Here is a 17,928-nt window from a genome sequence, read left to right on the forward strand (position 1 = left end):
GTTTATTCTCTATACATCTGGCTCCACAGGCACGCCAAAAGGGGTACTGCATACGACCGGTGGCTATCTGGTGTATGCGGTTTATTCTCTATACATCTGGCTCCACAGGCACGCCAAAAGGGGTACTGCATACGACCGGTGGCTATCTGGTGTATGCGGCGATGACCTTTAAGTATGTCTTCGACTATCAAGAGGGAGACGTGTTCTGGTGTACCGCGGATGTTGGTTGGATCACCGGCCACAGCTACTTGGTATACGGGCCGCTGGCCAACGGCGCGAAAACAATCTTATTTGAAGGCGTCCCCACTTATCCAAGCACCGCACGAATGAGTGAAGTCGTCGATAAGCACCAAGTGAATATTCTTTACACCGCGCCGACCGCCATCCGTGCATTGATGGCCAAAGGCAATGAAGCCGTCGCTGGCACCCAACGCGACTCACTGCGGATCATGGGCTCGGTGGGTGAACCTATTAACCCAGAGGCGTGGGAGTGGTATCACAGCACCATTGGCAACCAAGCTTGTCCGATTGTCGACACCTGGTGGCAAACGGAAACCGGTGGGATCTTGATCACCCCACTGCCCGGTGCCACCGCACTGAAACCGGGCTCTGCAACGCGTCCTTTCTTTGGCGTACAGCCGGCCTTGGTGGATAACATGGGCCATATACTCGAGGGCGCCACCGAGGGTAACCTCGTGATGCTCGACTCGTGGCCAGGACAGATGCGTACCGTCTTTGGCGATCACGACCGCTTCGAGCAAACTTATTTCTCCACCTTTAAAGGCATGTACTTTACCGGTGACGGGGCGCGTCGTGATGAAGACGGCTATTACTGGATCACCGGGCGCGTCGATGATGTCCTCAATATCTCGGGTCACCGAATGGGTACCGCCGAAGTCGAATCCGCGCTCGTCGCATTCGATAAAATTGCCGAAGCCGCGATTGTTGGTGTGCCACACGATATCAAAGGCCAAGCGATCTATGCCTATATCACCCTTAATGCCGGTGAAGTGCCCAGTGCCGAACTCCACAAGGAAGTCAAAGAGTGGGTGCGCAAAGAAATTGGCCCAATTGCGACGCCCGACTTCATCCACTGGACGGATGCACTGCCTAAAACCCGTTCAGGCAAAATCATGCGTCGTATTCTGCGCAAAATCGCCACCGGTGATACCGGTAGTCTGGGCGATACCTCGACATTGGCCGATCCCAGTGTGGTGGATAAGCTTATCGCAGAAAAAGAAAGTGTGGTCTAACCCTCACGAAAGATTGCTTAGCAACCTTTGCCGCCTGCGGGCGGCTTTTTTGATCCCCAGCACACGGGAAACGGAACTCTTTCCCTCCCTCGCAATCACACAAAAAGTAGGGGCATGAGGGGTCACCTCGCGTCAAACCGCCCGTCACTCACCATTTTTTGATAGCAAAAGGACAAAGTGTGCTGATTAGACCAGTATTTTGCTGCGATTTGCGCTGAAGTCTCTATAATTGCTGTCAGTAAGGACAAATTTGCATGGTATGCGCCGTCATAACATGCCCACCGGCTGGAATCCGCATTAAGCTGCACAATAACAGCGAATAGGAGAAGTAAGCGTCAAGATGTCTACAAAAAACCAAGTTTTAGTTTTAAATGGCCCAAACCTCAATTTGCTTGGCAAGCGTGAGCCCGAGCATTACGGCGCCCAGACCCTTAGCCAAATCATGGCGGGCTTAGAGGCACAAGCCGCTACCTTGGGTCTCAGTCTTGAACACTTTCAATCCAATAGCGAAGCTAGCCTCATCGATAAAGTCCACCAAGCCATGGAGACCGTAGACTTTATCATTATCAACCCAGCAGCGCTGACCCATACCTCTGTCGCCCTGCGTGACGCCCTATTAGGGGTCGACATCCCTTTTATCGAAGTGCACTTGTCGAATGTCTACGCACGTGAGTCCTTCCGGCATCACTCGTACTTTTCGGATAAAGCCGTCGGGGTGCTCAGCGGCTTTGGTGCTGATGGTTATGAATTCGCCTTAACAGCGGCCGCGCGTCATTTGGCGTTTGCGGCTGAGTAAAACAAAACATAAAGAAGAGACCTATCATGGATATCCGTAAGATTAAGAAACTGATCGAGCTTGTTGAAGAGTCAGGCATCTCTGAGCTAGAGATTGCCGAAGGCGAAGAGTCAGTTCGTATCAGCCGCTCTTCCCCAGCGGCGCCTGCGCAAATGGCTGCGCCACAATACGCACCGGCACCCGCCCCGGCACCCGCCGCGCCTGAAGCGCCGGCCGCCGAACCTGCAAGCGCACCGCAACCGAGCGGGCATCAAGTGCTTTCACCGATGGTCGGTACCTTCTATCGTGCACCAAGCCCAGAATCGGCCGCATTTGTCGAAGTCGGTAGCCACGTGCAAGAAGGCGACGCCTTGTGTATTGTCGAAGCGATGAAGATGATGAACCAAATCCAAGCCGACAAAAGCGGTGTGGTCAAAGCGATTCTCTGTGAAGACGGTCAGCCCGTTGAATTCGACGAACCACTCGTGATCATCGAATAAGCGAGGGCGCATGTTAGATAAAATTGTAATTGCTAACCGCGGTGAAATTGCATTGCGCATTTTGCGTGCGTGCAAAGAGCTGGGGATTAAAACCGTCGCGGTGCACTCGACCGCTGACCGCGATCTTAAACACGTGTTGCTCGCCGATGAAACCGTCTGTATCGGCCCTGCATCGAGTAACCAAAGCTATCTGAATATTCCTCGCATCATCAGCGCCGCTGAAATCACCGGCGCGGTGGCCATTCACCCCGGTTACGGCTTCCTATCCGAAAACGCTGATTTTGCCGAGCAGGTTGAGCGTTCAGGGTTTGTCTTTGTCGGCCCCAAAGCCGAAACCATCCGCCTGATGGGCGATAAGGTATCGGCGATTGAAGCGATGAAGAAAGCAGGGGTGCCCTGTGTCCCGGGTTCAGACGGCCCGCTGGGTAGCGATCAGGAAAAAAACAAAACCATTGCCAAACGTATTGGCTATCCGGTGATCATCAAAGCATCCGGTGGCGGCGGTGGCCGGGGGATGCGCGTGGTGCGCTCTGAAGCAGAGCTTATCGATGCGATTGCCATGACCCGCGCCGAAGCCAAATCTGCATTTAGCAACGACATGGTTTACATGGAAAAATTCCTTGAGAACCCTCGCCATGTTGAAGTGCAAGTCTTGGCCGACGGTCAAGGTGGTGCGATTCACCTGGGTGAACGCGATTGCTCAATGCAGCGCCGTCACCAAAAAGTGGTTGAAGAAGCGCCAGCCCCTGGTATTACCGCAGAGATGCGTAAATTCATTGGTGAACGCTGCTGTCGCGCATGTGTTGAGATTGGTTATCGCGGCGCCGGGACCTTTGAGTTCTTATATGAAAACGGCGAGTTCTACTTTATTGAGATGAACACTCGCATCCAGGTCGAGCACCCCGTTACCGAAATGGTGACTGGCGTCGACTTGGTCAAAGAACAACTGCGCATTGCGGCGGGTCAGCCACTGTCGTTCACCCAAGACGACATCCAAATTCGCGGCCACGCGGTGGAATGCCGGATCAACGCTGAAGATCCAGAGCGCTTTATCCCGAGCCCAGGCAAAATTGAACGCTTCCACTCTCCAGGCGGAATGGGCGTACGTTGGGAGTCACACGTGTACGCGGGCTATCAAGTTCCGCCCCATTATGACTCCATGGTTGGCAAGCTTATCTGTTACGGCGAGAACCGTGACGTCGCGATTGCGCGTATGCGGAATGCCCTCGCGGAAACCGTGATTGATGGGATTAAAACCAACATTCCTCTCCAGCTCGATATTATGAATGACKRGCACTTCCAACACGGCGGTGCCAACATCCATTATCTCGAGAAGAAACTCGGCTTGTCATAAATAAGACATTGTATGAATTAGCCGCCGTTGAACCGGCGGCTTTTTCATGCTTTTACTTCATCTCGCGTTCTAACGCTTCAATTCCCGCCACCACTTGCTTAGAAAGCGGCTCAATCTGCAAATATTTCTCTTCTGCGCCTTCGCGATCGCCCTTATCGTCAAGTTCAATAATTGATTTTATCGTCCGATGCAGCTCAGCGTGAGGCTTCTCGAGTGCGCGATAGCTATTGAGGTGTCCATACTGAGCCTTACCCTCGCCATAGTACCACTGGCCGAGCGCACACTTGTGATGCGAGCAAGCAACTTCACGATTCATGGCAGCACTGTCACCACTTAAGAAATCTCTTACTTTGGTTTTCCAAGCCAAATGGGCATTTTTAATCGCACTAAAGTCATGTGTTTTCGACGACTGTCCACTGACGGTAAAATCACTCAGTGTATTACTTAACATATGAGATTGTTCCGTCAATTGACGAGCAATATTCGAGGTTTCCGTAGCCTCACTGCTGGCACTCTGACTTTGAGAATGAATTTGCTCGACCGATTCACTCATTTCCTTGGTCACACTGGCTTGTTGATCAGCCGCCGCCGCGACCTGAACCCCCATTTGTTTGACATCATTAACCTTATCCAATATGTCGTTCAGTACGTGGTTCGACTCGGTCACATACGTGAGTGTTTGTTGTGCTGTTTGATTATTGCTCACAATCCGCTCTGACGATTGGCGGATGCCCGATTGTAGCCCCTCAAGCATCTCTCGGATGTCGCCTGTTGCTTGCTGTGTGCGCTGAGCTAAACCGCGCACTTCATCAGCCACCACGGCAAAGCCGCGCCCTTGTTCGCCCGCTCGGGCGGCTTCAATAGCAGCATTAAGGGCCAGCAAATTAGTTTGCTCGGCAATATCACTGATGGTCTCTGTCACGGTCGTAATCTTTTGGCTCTCATCCGCGCTCGCTTGGATCTGCTCGATGGTCGCTTCCAGTTCGCCGATAAAGGTTTCCATACTCGTTGTTGCTTGGGTAACGACGCCCGCGCCCTCATTCACGCGAATCTGAGTTTGTTCGATCGTTTCCGACGTGCGGTTCATGTTTTGCSCAACTTCTTCAACGGTGGAAGTCATTTGTGACATAGCACTGGCCACTTGTGTCGTCTGTGATACCTGCGCATCCATCGTATGTTGTACGCCATGCCCTTTATCCGATAATGTGTCAGCCTGAGCGATAAGCGAATGGGTGTTCTCAATCACTTGACCAATAATCGCACCAAAGCGTGCTTTTACCATTTTTAAATTATCCGCCAGCTGGCCCATTTCGTCATATCGTACCGGCTCATTGGCATTTTCGAGGTTTCCAGAGGCTAAGTTATTTAAGGCCTCACTGGTCATTTTGATGGCAGCGATCACACGATTTTGCACCACCCACGTGCTCACTGCTGACAGGGCGACCATAGTACCGAGCAGCCCCATGACAACATAGTTTTCTTGGTGATACACCATATAACCACCAGCCAAGCCAAGCATGCACATCACTATCAAAACGGCGTGAAAAAAGTGGCGAAGTTGGATGCGCTGAGTGACTGATGGTTTAGGTAATTCTAGCGATGGATTCTGCCGCATTTTTTGATACAAACTCTCAGCCTGTTCAATCTCTTCGCGGCTTGGCTCACTGCGCACAGATTGAAATCCAATCATATTGCCGTTTTTAATCACCGGCGAAACAAACGCTTGTACCCAATAATGATCGCCATTTTTACAGCGGTTTTTCACCWTACCACGCCAGTTATTGCCCGCTTTAATGGTTTTCCACATATCAGCAAACGCGGCTGGCGGCATGTCTTTATGGCGAACCAAATTGTGATCACTGCCCATTAATTCATCACGCGTAAAACCACTGATCGATACAAACGCATCATTGACATATTGGATCTTGCCGCGTAAATCGGTGCGCGACACCAGCTCACCACGACCATCAAACCGCACTTCTTTTTGTGTAACTGCTCCATTATCCCGCATGGTCATCCTCTCCTCGCTGATGCTAATGACGCCTGAACTATTTACCCTGTTCAATTTTTGTGCCGATATGTCTAGATTAATATAATCAGAGTCTTACGTGTTTTTTTAGTGATAAAAACGTGTTAACCCACACATAAAAAGCGGGAATGGCAAAATGCAAACCAGATTGCAACCCAGAGAGCACAAGCAGTTCGAGTATCAGTCTGATAAACTGGAACGATGTTTTCCGACACGAGATTCACCATGCCTTGGATCCAATTAAAACTAAATGCAACTGCTGAAAATGCAGAAGCCATTGGCGACCTACTAATGGAAGAAGCGGGCGCCCTTTCCGTCACCTTTTTAGATGCCAAAGACACGCCTGTTTTTGAACCTTTGCCTGGTGAAACCCGTCTGTGGGGCGAAACCGACATCATGGCGTTATACGACGCCCAAGCGGACATGGCGACCGTGTTGGCCGTGTTAAACGCGAGTCCATTGTTGGCGGACAACTTTGCCCATAAAGTAGAGCAACTGGAAGACAAAGACTGGACGCGCGCATGGATGGATAACTTTAAGCCCATTCAATGTGGCCAGCGGCTGTGGATCTGTCCAACCTGGTGTGAAGTGCCTGATGATAAAGCTGTGAACGTGATGCTCGACCCGGGCCTCGCCTTTGGCACAGGATCACACCCAACCACCGCACTGTGCTTGGAATGGCTTGATAGCCTAGATCTAAGTGGCAAAACCGTGGTCGATTTTGGCTGTGGATCCGGCATTCTCGCGATTGCGGCGATTAAACTGGGCGCGGAGCGTGTGATTGGTATTGATATTGACCCACAAGCGCTGTTGGCATCAAAAGACAACGCCGAGCGCAATGGTGTCGCCGACCAACTTCACCTCTATCTTCCTAAGGACCAACCGGCCGGTCTCAAAGCCGATGTGGTGGTTGCTAACATTCTTGCCGGACCGTTGCGTGAATTATCGAGTGTCATCAAAGGCCTGATCAAACCCGGCGGTCAGCTAGCGATGTCTGGCGTGCTAGAAACTCAAGCGGATGATGTGGCGAACCATTACCGTGACAGTCTCACTATCGACCCAATTGTCGAGCGCGAAGAGTGGTGCCGCATAAGTGGGGATTTACCTGCTTAAACAGCTCATTGGCACCCATAAAGCCTGACACACTCGCCACGCCGGTGCATCAGGCTTATTTAATGAGCATACCGAACTGCTTGATTAATCAGCGAAACGCCATCGATACAAAAAGAACTGTAAAAATCAAGCCATCAATGCTCAAATATTGTCCTTTTCAGATACTGAAAAAATGCGTAAAATGCGCGCCCTTGCTGACTCAGAGCGGCTGAAGAGGATTTAGAGCTTTTGCGTATCGGACCCTACACCCTGGATGTCCCCTTGATCGTGGCCCCAATGGCCGGCGTGACAGATAGACCATTTCGTGAGTTATGCCTTGCACATGGTGCGGGCATGGCGATCAGTGAAATGATGTCGTCGAATCCGGCGTTGTGGCGAACGAGCAAGTCGCAAAAGCGCATGGTTCATATTGACGAATCCGGTCTGCGTTCAGTGCAAATCGCGGGGGCTGAACCCGAGCTTATGGCTGACGCGGCGCAGTTTTGTGTGGAGAACGGGGCGCAAATTATTGACATCAACATGGGTTGTCCAATGAAAAAGGTCAACAAAAAGTTAGCAGGCTCTGCCTTGCTAACGCGGCCTGATCTTATTGAACAAATCCTCAAAGCCACGGTAAACGCGGTGGATGTTCCCGTGACACTCAAAACACGTACAGGCTGGGATCCGGACAATAAGAATTGTGTTGAGATCGCCCGGATGGCGGAAGATTGTGGCATCCAAGCCCTTGCACTACATGGCCGCACGCGTGCCTGTATGTACAAAGGTGAAGCAGAATACGACAGCATTAAGGCTGCCAAGGCAGCAGTATCCATTCCGGTGATTGCCAATGGCGACATTGACTCACCAGAAAAAGCCCAGTATGTCCTCGACTACACGGGTGCGGATGCGGTAATGATTGGTCGCCCTGCTCAGGGACGCCCGTGGATTTTTCGCGAAATCCACCACTATCTCACCACAGGTGAGCACTTGCCTGCCCCTTCGTTAGAAGAGGTTAGGACGATTTTGTTGGGTCATGTTCAAGAGCTTCATCAGTTTTATGGGGAGCTCAAAGGGTTACGTATTGCCCGTAAACACGTGGGCTGGTACCTAAAAGAGCATGACCAAATTGGCGACTTTCGCCGCACCTTCAACGCAATCGAAGATGCATCACAGCAGATCGATGCGCTGCAAGGCTACTTCGACAACGTTGCATAAATACGAGAAGAGCTGACAGAATATGTTCGAACAAAACCTGACTTCCGAAACATTGACAGTAACGACTGTAACTTCACAAGATCAAATTACGCAAAAGCCACTTCGTGACTCTGTAAAAGCGTCCTTGAAGAACTACCTCGCGCAATTGAATGGCCAGGAAGTCAACGATCTGTATGAGCTTGTCCTCGCAGAAGTTGAGCAGCCACTGCTGGATACCATCATGCAATACACGCGCGGCAACCAAACCCGCGCAGCCACCATGATGGGCATCAACCGCGGTACATTGCGTAAGAAACTGAAAAAATACGGCATGAACTGATTGCCAAGACACAAGCTACCGATTTAAAAGCCGCGCCTTCTTTCTTGGTGCGGCTTTTTTATCACACGAAAAACCATGATTCTCTCTAACTTGCTAGCAGTTCGAATACACACTCTGCTCCAAGGATAAACAATCTGTACGAGTTATTGCACAAACTTTCACACAAGAATACGCATCAGTTATTGGCGAAAAGAGCGACACTCGATAACCTAAGGCTCAAGCCCACCTACGAATAGGCTGTACTTTAAAAGTTTAACAGACCGAAAATTGTCTTTGCCTCGGTTAGCTGAACAACAAAACCGATGCCACAGAGTATATCAGTCAGTTCAAAAAGCTTACCGCTACAGTGTTTGTATGAGGAGCCATGGAAGAGTTAACACTGAATAACCAAGAAGATGTCCAATCACTGCAAGAAAGCGCTGAAGTAGAGTGCAAACTCGCGGGAGGCCGAGACGGTAAAGGTGCTGTCCCGAATGATATGTGGGAAACCTACAGCGCGTTCGCTAACACCCGTGGTGGCGTCATTCTGCTTGGCATCAAAGAAAAACGCGGTCAATTTATCCTTGAAGGCATCGCAAACCCTGGCCCATTAGTTAAGAACATCGTTGATACCGTCAATAATCCCAACAAGGTTAGTTGTAACTTGCTCAGTGAGCGGGACGTGCACGTTGAGGTTATCGATGGAAAGTCTATTGTTTGCATTAACGTGGCGAGAGCCCCGCGTAAAGAGCGCCCAGTTTACATCAATGGCAACCCGCTCATGGGAAGTTTTGTACGCCTTTACGAAGCCGACCAGAAGTGTTCTTCAGATACCGTTAAACAAATGATGGCGGAGCAAGAGAATGAGCGTGACCAAAGAGTTTTAGAGCACTTCACCATTGATGACATAGAGCTTGAGAGCTTACGTGTTTATCGACAAATGTTTAAAGACGTGAAACCTCAGCACCCTTATTTAGAACTCTCAGACCAAGAGTTTTTACGCTCTATTCGTGCTTGGCGACGAGATCGCACGTCTGGCACTGAAGGGTTAACTTTAGCGGGGCTAGTGATGTTTGGACGCTGGGACGCGCTACAAGATGCCTTCCCGGCATACTCTCTCGACTACCAAGAAAAAGACGATAGTTCTCATCGCTGGATTGACCGTCTTTATACTGATGGTTCTTGGTCAGGCAATGCCTTTGATTTCTACCGCAAGGTTTATCGTAAGCTCACCGCCGATTTAAAAGTTGGCTTTCAGCTTAGTGATGGGCAACGCCTTGATACATCTCCGGCACACGAAGCCATTCGAGAAGCCTTGGTCAACACGCTCGCGCACGCTAACTTTAACTCTGAAGACAATATCCTGATCGAAAAGCATCCAGATTTTATTGGGTTTCGTAATCCTGGCTTAATGAGAATTCCTGTTCAAGAAGCAATTGCTGGTGGGAACAGCCAATGCCGCAACCCGGCCATTCATCAAATGTTTTTGAATATTGGGCTGAGTGAAAAAGCAGGGTCCGGCATTCCTAAAATTTACAGTAACTGCCGCAGCCAAAACTGGCAGCCGCCGCACCTCTATGAAAAATACGAACTCGACCAAACTCTGCTTGAACTGCGGATGGTCAATATACTATCACCGGAGCTCCATCAGCAGCTCGTAGACCTTTTTGGTGAAAACTACAAACAATTGAGTGAGCTTAAACGCACAATACTGGTCACGGCTGTTACTGAATCTTGGTTTAATCATGAGCGTATATGTTCTCTCACGTCTGAACACACCCGTGAGGTAACCTTGGCCCTCAGTCAATTGGTCTCAGCTGGGTATTTAGAATCAGCAGGAAAACATAAAGGCAAAATCTATCATCTGAAAGGGATTGAAGTGCCAACCCCAGACAACGATGCAGGCAAGAGCATTAGCTTTGTCGCTTCTCCTAGTGCTACGCAGCTGTCTCTGTTTGGTGGAGAAGGCGAAGTGCCGGACTTGCACTCTCAAGATCCGGACCTAACTCCGGACCTAACTCCGGACCTAACTCCGGACCAACACGGCAAATTTGATCAACAAGCGCAAAGTCTATGGGCTGAACTCAAAAAGATAGCAAATCCAGTCGCTAAACTCACTGGCAGGAAGAAGTCTAAGGCGACCGTTGAGCAAGCTCTCATTGCGTTATGCCAAGCTGCTGAGCCTCAGTGCCTGAAGCTCGCAGACATCGCCAACTTACTCGATATGAAACCAGACACGCTCAGAAAAAACTACCTAAGTCAGATGGTAAAACAGCAACAACTTTACTTAGTCTACCCGACGATCCCAAACCATCCAGAGCAAGGCTATACCACGAAAAACAATATCAAGCAGGAAGGCAAGTGAGAACAATGGTTTATCAATCAGAACAGTTGCTAGAAGATAATCTGAGCGCGTAATTTATAGCGCTTGGTTCCCCGTGTCGTTGTTGATTTACATTACAAGCAAGAATATGACCGATAGCATGATATCKGGCCGAGGAAACGCACTTGCGTGCAAGCTATCTTCGAATACAAGTGGTTAGATCAACCCCATACCAAGAGGATGGCTGAAGCATATTGCTCACACTTACTAACAACCCAAAACTGGCTTACAGGCTTAACACATTGGATCAGCATCTTCGCTGTCCGCAAGGGTTTCTAATATCGAGCAATGGGTCGCGTCATCGTCGTCCATCCCGCAGCAGGCGGCATTTAGACGTGTAAGGGCATGCTTGACCCGCTCAAGCGCGGCTATCTTCTCTGAGACCTCATTCAGGCGCCGCTGGGTGATCCCTTTTACTTCTGCACAGGTGTGTAGCGTCGCTTCTTCGCGAATGTCAGACAGCTCGTGAATTTCATCAAGCGATAGTCCCATCTCTTTGCCGCGTAAAATGAACATCACTTGGCTAATGGCCTCATCGGCATAAAGCCGGTATCCACCCTCTGTGCGCGCACTCGGTGCGAGCAAGCCAGATTTTTCATAAAAGCGCAGCGTATCGGTGGAGACACCACAGTGCTTGGCTAACTCACCTATTTGCAGCAACTTGGTCATCACCGCTCCTTTTCATGTTGGATGAACTCTCTTTTTGTAGCAAAGGCGGGCCCTTATGACCAGCGTTGCATGAGAACTAGAAAGCACTGAGGTGTAAAAACAATAAAAATGTCGCCATCAGTAAATAGCAATCGATTGCGCAGACGAAATCAGATAGAATGGCGCCGTTTTGGCGCTTGCCGGTTTAATAAAGCTCACCCCTGTTGTTATACATAGTGAGCTTTGATAAGCATTCAATCTGTCAGTGAAGAGAACTAAGCCATGGAAAATCTGCGTCCTATTCGTCGCGCGTTACTGAGCGTATCTGATAAAACCGGTGTGGTCGAGTTTGCCCAAGCACTCGCCCAACGCGGTGTCGAACTGCTATCGACCGGCGGCACGGCCCGTTTACTCGCAGAAAACGGCCTTGCGGTCACCGAAGTGTCCGATCATACCGGTTTCCCAGAAATGATGGATGGCCGCGTGAAAACCCTTCACCCGAAAATTCACGGCGGCATTTTGGGCCGRCGCGGTCAAGACGATGCGGTGATGGAGCAGCATCAGATCGCACCGATTGATATGGTAGTAGTGAACCTCTACCCGTTCGCACAAACCGTTGCCAACCCAGATTGCACACGCGATCAAGCYATCGAGAATATCGATATCGGCGGCCCAACCATGGTGCGCTCAGCGGCGAAAAATCATGCCGACGTCACCATTGTGGTGAACAGCCAAGACTATGATCGCGTGCTCACCGAGATGGATCAGCACCAGCAGTCTTTGACACATGCCACGCGCTTTGATTTAGCCATTGCCGCGTTTGAGCACACCGCGGCCTACGATGCCATGATTGCGAATTACTTTGGCACCCAAGTGCCTGCCTACCATCACGCCGAAGACAGCCAAGACTCGCCATTCCCACGTACCCTGACCCAACACTGGGTTAAAAAGCAAGACATGCGCTATGGCGAGAACAGCCATCAGGCGGGCGCCTTTTATACTGAAGCCCACCCGCAAGAAGCCTCGGTGGCCACGGCTACCCAACTGCAGGGCAAGGCGCTGTCTTATAACAATATCGCTGACACCGATGCGGCATTAGAGTGCGTGAAAGAATTTGAACAGCCTGCCTGCGTGATTGTAAAACACGCCAACCCCTGTGGCGTTGCTATCGGTGAAGACTTACTCAGTGCCTATCAGCGCGCTTATCAAACCGATCCGACCTCAGCATTTGGCGGCATTATTGCCTTTAACCGTGAACTAGACAGCGACACGGCACACGCCATTGTCGAGCGCCAATTTGTTGAAGTGATCATCGCACCTCGCGTCAGTGATGCGGCGAAAGCGGTGGTTGCGGCAAAGAAAAATGTCCGCCTTCTCGAGTGTGGCCAATGGCAAGCGCGCACCACAGGTTGGGACAGCAAACGGGTTAACGGAGGCTTGTTAGTCCAAGCTCGCGACCAAGGGATGGTCGGTTTAGACGATTTGCGTATCGTCTCTGAGCGCCAGCCCACAGACAAAGAGCTGAACGATGCGCTATTTTGCTGGAAAGTGGCAAAATACGTGAAATCAAACGCGATTGTGTATGCCAAAGACAGCATGACCATTGGCGTGGGCGCCGGCCAAATGAGCCGCGTCTACTCGGCAAAAATAGCCGGCATCAAAGCGGCCGATGAGCAGCTCGAAGTGGCCGGTAGCGTGATGGCCTCTGATGCTTTCTTCCCTTTCCGTGACGGCATTGATGCCGCAGCCGACGCTGGGATCACCTGCGTGATCCAACCGGGTGGCTCGATGCGTGATGAAGAAGTGATTGCCGCCGCCAATGAGCATGGCATGGCGATGGTCTTTACCGGTATGCGCCATTTCCGCCACTAAGTGGCTGAGGAAGGAGAGAATATGAAGGTTTTAGTGATTGGTGGCGGTGGCCGCGAACATGCCCTAGCGTGGAAAGCCGCGCAGTCATCGAACGTCGACACCGTTTACTGCGCACCGGGTAATGCCGGCACCGCGCATGAGAAAAAAGTCAGCAATATTGCCATCGCCGCTGATGACGTCGAGGGGTTGCTGGCCTTTGCCCGCGAGCAACAGATTGATTTAACCATCGTCGGCCCTGAAGCGCCCTTGGTGTTGGGCGTGGTCGATGCCTTCCGTGAACACGGCTTGGCCATTTTTGGCCCAACCCAAGCAGCGGCGCAACTTGAAGGCTCTAAAGCCTTCAGCAAAGACTTTTTGGCGCGTCACGGCATTCCCACTGCCGACTACCAAACCTTTTCGACGGTTGAGCCCGCGCTAGCCTACATCGCGGAAAAAGGTGCGCCCATTGTGGTCAAAGCCGATGGCCTCGCCGCCGGTAAAGGGGTCATTGTGGCGATGACCGAGCAAGAAGCCACCGAGGCGGTGCGCGATATGCTCTCGGGCAATGCGTTTGGTGAAGCCGGGCACCGCGTGGTCATCGAGGAATTCCTGCAAGGTGAAGAAGCAAGCTTTATCGTCATGGTGGATGGTGAGCATGTGCTCCCCATGGCCACCAGCCAAGACCACAAGCGGGTTGGAGAGGGCGATACCGGCCTAAACACTGGCGGCATGGGCGCATACTCGCCTGCCCCTGTGGTCACCGATGCCATTCACCAACGCGTGATGGACGAGGTGATTATGCCCACCGTAGAGGGAATGCATGCAGATGGCATCCCCTACACCGGCTTTTTGTACGCGGGACTCATGATTACCGCCGATGGCAAGCCAAAAGTGATTGAGTTTAACTGTCGCTTTGGCGATCCGGAAACCCAGCCGATTATGATGCGCTTGCAATCAGACTTGGTTGCGCTTTGCTTGGCAGGTAGCGAAGGGCGTCTTGATAAGGTCGAGTCTCACTGGGATCCGCGTGCAGCCGTGGGTGTGGTCTTAGCCGCTGGCGGCTATCCAGGTGAGTATCGAAAAGGCGATCGTATCACGGGGCTACCCACCGATAGTGAGACAGCCAAAGTGTTTCATGCCGGTACCGCGCTGAAAGACGGTGATATCGTGACTGCTGGCGGACGTGTGCTCTGTGCGACCGCATTAGGTGAGAATGTGACTACGGCAAAACAAGGGGCTGACGCGCTCGCGGCCTTGATTCATTGGCCAGGTTGCTTCTACCGCAATGACATCGCCCACCGCGCGGTATCTCGCGAAAAAGCTGATTTATCGACTTAATGTTACATCGCGGCATGCCGCATCCAGCAAGCCAGACCCGATAAATGCGCCACCAAGGCGCATTTTTTATATCCGCGGTTTTTACGTGTCGACGAGCTTTTTTGCTTCGATAGGGTTTTGTTCATCGAGCGTCTATTCATCGAGCTTTTATTCGTCAAGTAAGCGAGGGCGCTGCAAACAGGCTTTGTTATTATCGACATACACAAGAAAGTCGATGTTATCGCGTAGGATACCTGAATCGCCACCTGCAACCACAAAGGTGCCGGGCTGACTTATCTGCGAAACCACGCTGGGATCAATCGTGTCAGAAAATGTCCAACGCTGGGTATCGCCACGACAATCGACCCAACGGTCGCCCTGACGCTGCGCTTGCCACACTGATACATCACGTGACAACTGCGTTTTTGCTTGCTGCTGTACTTGATTGGCTTCTTGATAAAGGCGGGTCAGTGTCGCGCTACTCAAGGGGAGTAAGGTTTCATCTTGCTGATAGCGCTGAAAGACAGGCTCACCACTGGCATCAAATCGAACATAGATAGAGAAGGGAGCTAATGCGGCGCCCGCCAGCTGTGTGCCCTCTCGTTTGATTGCACGCAAGCTGCCGTCTCGCCAGACATACTCGCTACGATAACGACCATAATCGCCCTGCCACACTTGCTCGGCTAAACCAATCACCTGCCCTTGCTGACTATCCAACCAGTAAAMAGCGCGATAATCGCCGGCGGAAGCGGCGGTCATATGTGTGACCGGCTTGGAAGGCTGCCCACTTGAGCATCCAACCAGGATGGCCATCAACGCGACTATCCAAAATTTAGAACGCATCACGAGTCCACATACAAAAACGCCATAGCGAGAAGGCTATGGCGACATGAGCATGCGTGCTTACTTAACAGCGTCTTTTAACGCTTTACCTGCGACAAACGCAGGGACGTTTGCCGCAGCGATTTGAATTTCTTGACCCGTTTGTGGGTTACGACCGGTGCGTGCTGCACGGTGGTTAAGCTTAAACGTACCGAAGCCAATCAGTTGTACCTGCTCGCCTTCTTTCAAGGCGCCTTCAATACCGCCCAAAGTCGCTTCCAAAGCTGTTTTCGCTTGTGCTTTTGAAAGGTCCGCTTTTTCTGCGATCAGGTCGATCAGTTGGGTCTTGTTCATTATGTCTTCCCTTCTAGGTTTTTTAGAGACGAAGTCACTCTAATTCAAAAGAAGCCCGGCTGGCAAAGGTTTGTGGCGATGAGTGTGGCTGTATGGAGGCTCTTTAACCACAAACTGAGCGCGATCTCACAATTTGTTGCGTTTTTTCTCAGTTGAATGGTTGTAAAAGCCCGCCAATGGCCTGATCTTTAGGGTGTTGATTGGCTTTTAACTCCGGAAATCTATGCTCATTCTGGTTCTTTTTATCTCGCTTTCGATTGGCGTCTCCTTCATTTGCTCCGTACTTGAGGCGGTACTGCTCAGTATCACACCCAGCTACATTGCGAACCTCCGCCACCAAGGGCACCCTGCGGCCGAGCGCCTCAATGCGCTTAAAAAGGATATTGATCGCCCCTTGGCCTCGATTCTGACCCTCAACACCATTGCACATACTGTGGGGGCAGCCGGCGCGGGGGCACAAGCGGCTCACGTGTTTGGTGATGCTTGGGTCGGCGTATTCTCCGCCGTATTGACGCTTGCCATTCTGCTTCTCTCAGAAATCATTCCCAAAACCATTGGCGCCAACTTCTGGCCCCAATTAGCCCCTGGCGCGGCACTGGTACTCAAGTGGATGGTGTGGGCACTGACGCCATTCGTTTGGCTGTCTGAGCAGATCACCAAGCGGCTCAGCGCGGATACCACCCATGTTAAACTACGTGATGAAATCTCAGCGATGGCAATGCTGGCATCAGAAAGTGGGGAAATGGGGGAAGACGAAACACAAATGCTTCATAACATGCTGAAGTTACGTGACCTGCCCGCAACACAGCTGATGACACCGCGCCCGGTCCTGTTTCGCATTCCTGCCGAGATGGATGTGAATACCTTCCTTGACGAGCATGGTGACTGCCCGTTCTCTCGTCCGCTGGTTTACGGTGAGCAGCGTGACGATATTCTAGGCTTTGTCCACAAGTCCAATATCTATGAAGCCAAAACCCAAGGCGCAGGCCAAACGCCGATAGGCAATCTCATGCGCCCCCTCGCGGTGATCCTTCCCGGGAACAGTGTTTTGCAAGCGTTTGATATCTTAATGATCCGCCGCGCTCAGTTGGCGATGATTGTCGATGAATATGGCACGGTGCAAGGTATTATCACCTTGGAGGATGTGTTTGAGTACTTAACCGGGCGAGAAATTATCGATGAGGCAGACACGGTAACTGATATGCAACAGCTCGCGTATCAACGTTGGGATGCATGGAAGAAGCAGCACAACATGATTGAAAGCCAAGATGACGATGAACCACCGGTCCAGCGACATACGGATGAGTCATGATCAGAAAAGGCGGCTCGCGCCGCCTTTTTATCGGGTGACGCGTGCTTACTCGACACCTAATCCAAGGTTACTGACGCCCGCCTCACGCAGCTCTTGGCGGATGCTTTTGATCATCTCCACATCACGGCTTTCCGCACTTTTTAGCACACGGAAAATCGCCCATTGGGCATCCCACTCTTCACAAACCGCTTCAAACCTCTTTTGATTCTCATCCGTCACCGCCTCACCGGTCTGCGCTTCTTCAAGCTGCGCTACGCTGAGGACCGACTGCTGAGAAACTTTTAATGTAATGGGCAAGATTTCATCACGATCTAACAAAGCGTGAAGAAGCTGAGACAAGGCGATGCAGGCATCAATCGCCGGATAAGTCAGATAAATGGCATCCTCATCAGCGACCGGAATTAATGGCTCTAGCTTTTCCAATTGTCGTTCGAAGTCAATTTTGGCACTTTTAACCGTCTGCGATTCCCATACCGCATCGAGAATATTGCGAAACGCTTGCGGGTCGGCAAATCCAGTTTGGGCACAGTAGAGCGCATAGTTAGGGACCATACGTTCCACCAGCGCAGCCATAAAACTAATGTGCTGCCAGTTTTCACATTTTTCCAAACGCAGTTGTAAAGGGTTTCGTAACATAGTCAGTGAGTCTTTAATAACGGGAAGGTATGTTGTCCTCATGGAATGCGGCCAGTGTACTTGATTCCCCCCACCATAAAAAGGAGCCT

At 51.2% G+C, this 17,928-nt stretch carries 16 protein-coding genes and 1 pseudogene; 11 read left to right on the plus strand and 6 right to left on the minus strand.

The window, feature by feature from the left end:
• Nucleotides 1-80: 80 nt before the first annotated feature.
• From BZG14_RS07415 to accC, 4 genes and pseudogenes are all read left to right on the plus strand, one after another.
• Nucleotides 81-1,253: pseudogene (locus BZG14_RS07415) on the plus strand (acetate--CoA ligase); the annotation flags it as partial.
• A 340-nt stretch (nucleotides 1,254-1,593) separates the two neighbouring features.
• On the plus strand, nucleotides 1,594-2,049 hold the full coding sequence (gene aroQ / locus BZG14_RS07420; protein ID WP_069361534.1) for a type II 3-dehydroquinate dehydratase: 456 nt from the start codon (nucleotides 1,594-1,596) through the stop codon (nucleotides 2,047-2,049).
• 26 nt (nucleotides 2,050-2,075) lie between these two features.
• Nucleotides 2,076-2,528, plus strand: coding sequence for an acetyl-CoA carboxylase biotin carboxyl carrier protein (accB, locus tag BZG14_RS07425; protein WP_069361535.1), 453 nt, complete (start codon nucleotides 2,076-2,078; stop codon nucleotides 2,526-2,528).
• A 10-nt stretch (nucleotides 2,529-2,538) separates the two neighbouring features.
• Nucleotides 2,539-3,882 (plus strand): acetyl-CoA carboxylase biotin carboxylase subunit, encoded by a 1,344-nt coding sequence (gene accC / locus BZG14_RS07430; RefSeq protein WP_077608397.1) that lies wholly within the window; start codon nucleotides 2,539-2,541, stop codon nucleotides 3,880-3,882.
• 52 nt (nucleotides 3,883-3,934) lie between these two features.
• Here the strand turns inward: accC and BZG14_RS07435 are convergent, their stop codons facing one another.
• Nucleotides 3,935-5,893 (minus strand): methyl-accepting chemotaxis protein, encoded by a 1,959-nt coding sequence (locus tag BZG14_RS07435; protein ID WP_198532030.1) that lies wholly within the window; start codon nucleotides 5,891-5,893, stop codon nucleotides 3,935-3,937.
• A gap of 243 nt (nucleotides 5,894-6,136) precedes the next feature.
• Here BZG14_RS07435 and prmA point away from each other — a divergent pair, with 243 nt between their 5' ends.
• The 4 genes from prmA (at nucleotide 6,137) to BZG14_RS07455 (ending at nucleotide 10,881) form a co-directional block, all read left to right on the plus strand.
• Complete coding sequence (gene prmA, locus BZG14_RS07440; RefSeq protein WP_077608399.1) at nucleotides 6,137-7,024, plus strand: 50S ribosomal protein L11 methyltransferase; 888 nt, start codon at nucleotides 6,137-6,139, stop codon at nucleotides 7,022-7,024.
• Between the two features lie 228 nt (nucleotides 7,025-7,252).
• On the plus strand, nucleotides 7,253-8,218 hold the full coding sequence (gene dusB, locus BZG14_RS07445; protein WP_077608400.1) for a tRNA dihydrouridine synthase DusB: 966 nt from the start codon (nucleotides 7,253-7,255) through the stop codon (nucleotides 8,216-8,218).
• 22 nt (nucleotides 8,219-8,240) lie between these two features.
• Nucleotides 8,241-8,537 carry a DNA-binding transcriptional regulator Fis gene (fis, locus tag BZG14_RS07450; RefSeq protein ID WP_021024113.1) on the plus strand — a complete coding sequence of 99 codons (297 nt, stop codon included), beginning with the start codon at nucleotides 8,241-8,243 and terminating at the stop codon, nucleotides 8,535-8,537.
• Nucleotides 8,538-8,901: 364 nt separating this feature from the next.
• Nucleotides 8,902-10,881: an ATP-binding protein gene (locus BZG14_RS07455; protein WP_077486494.1), complete on the plus strand. Its 1,980-nt coding sequence runs from the start codon at nucleotides 8,902-8,904 to the stop codon at nucleotides 10,879-10,881.
• A gap of 252 nt (nucleotides 10,882-11,133) precedes the next feature.
• Here BZG14_RS07455 and zntR read toward each other — a convergent pair whose 3' ends face one another.
• Complete coding sequence (gene zntR, locus BZG14_RS07460) at nucleotides 11,134-11,559, minus strand: Zn(2+)-responsive transcriptional regulator (RefSeq protein WP_415767933.1); 426 nt, start codon at nucleotides 11,557-11,559, stop codon at nucleotides 11,134-11,136.
• A gap of 270 nt (nucleotides 11,560-11,829) precedes the next feature.
• Between zntR and purH the strand changes: the two genes are divergently transcribed.
• Together purH and purD are read left to right on the plus strand one after the other, a co-directional pair.
• Nucleotides 11,830-13,419, plus strand: coding sequence for a bifunctional phosphoribosylaminoimidazolecarboxamide formyltransferase/IMP cyclohydrolase (gene purH / locus BZG14_RS07465; RefSeq protein ID WP_077608401.1), 1,590 nt, complete (start codon nucleotides 11,830-11,832; stop codon nucleotides 13,417-13,419).
• A 21-nt stretch (nucleotides 13,420-13,440) separates the two neighbouring features.
• Nucleotides 13,441-14,736 (plus strand): phosphoribosylamine--glycine ligase, encoded by a 1,296-nt coding sequence (gene purD, locus BZG14_RS07470; RefSeq protein ID WP_077486497.1) that lies wholly within the window; start codon nucleotides 13,441-13,443, stop codon nucleotides 14,734-14,736.
• Between the two features lie 2 nt (nucleotides 14,737-14,738).
• On the opposite strand, the gene BZG14_RS16010 is transcribed toward purD, so the two are convergent.
• From BZG14_RS16010 to hupA, 3 genes are read right to left on the minus strand one after another with little or no spacing between them, the layout of a single operon-like run.
• Nucleotides 14,739-14,861, minus strand: coding sequence for a hypothetical protein (locus BZG14_RS16010; RefSeq protein WP_274532390.1), 123 nt, complete (start codon nucleotides 14,859-14,861; stop codon nucleotides 14,739-14,741).
• Nucleotides 14,862-14,883: 22 nt separating this feature from the next.
• Nucleotides 14,884-15,558: a DUF1481 domain-containing protein gene (locus BZG14_RS07475; RefSeq protein ID WP_077608402.1), complete on the minus strand. Its 675-nt coding sequence runs from the start codon at nucleotides 15,556-15,558 to the stop codon at nucleotides 14,884-14,886.
• Nucleotides 15,559-15,618: 60 nt separating this feature from the next.
• Nucleotides 15,619-15,891, minus strand: coding sequence for a nucleoid-associated protein HU-alpha (gene hupA, locus BZG14_RS07480; protein WP_046074522.1), 273 nt, complete (start codon nucleotides 15,889-15,891; stop codon nucleotides 15,619-15,621).
• 223 nt (nucleotides 15,892-16,114) lie between these two features.
• Here hupA and BZG14_RS07485 point away from each other — a divergent pair, with 223 nt between their 5' ends.
• Entirely contained in the window at nucleotides 16,115-17,203 is a 1,089-nt protein-coding gene (locus BZG14_RS07485; protein WP_077486498.1) for a CNNM domain-containing protein, read from the plus strand.
• Between the two features lie 45 nt (nucleotides 17,204-17,248).
• On the opposite strand, the gene BZG14_RS07490 is transcribed toward BZG14_RS07485, so the two are convergent.
• Nucleotides 17,249-17,839, minus strand: coding sequence for a YjaG family protein (locus BZG14_RS07490; RefSeq protein ID WP_077608403.1), 591 nt, complete (start codon nucleotides 17,837-17,839; stop codon nucleotides 17,249-17,251).
• Between the last annotated feature and the right edge of the window lie 89 nt (nucleotides 17,840-17,928).

Source organism: Salinivibrio sp. IB282 (assembly GCF_001995685.1).
Taxonomy (GTDB): domain Bacteria; phylum Pseudomonadota; class Gammaproteobacteria; order Enterobacterales; family Vibrionaceae; genus Salinivibrio; species Salinivibrio kushneri.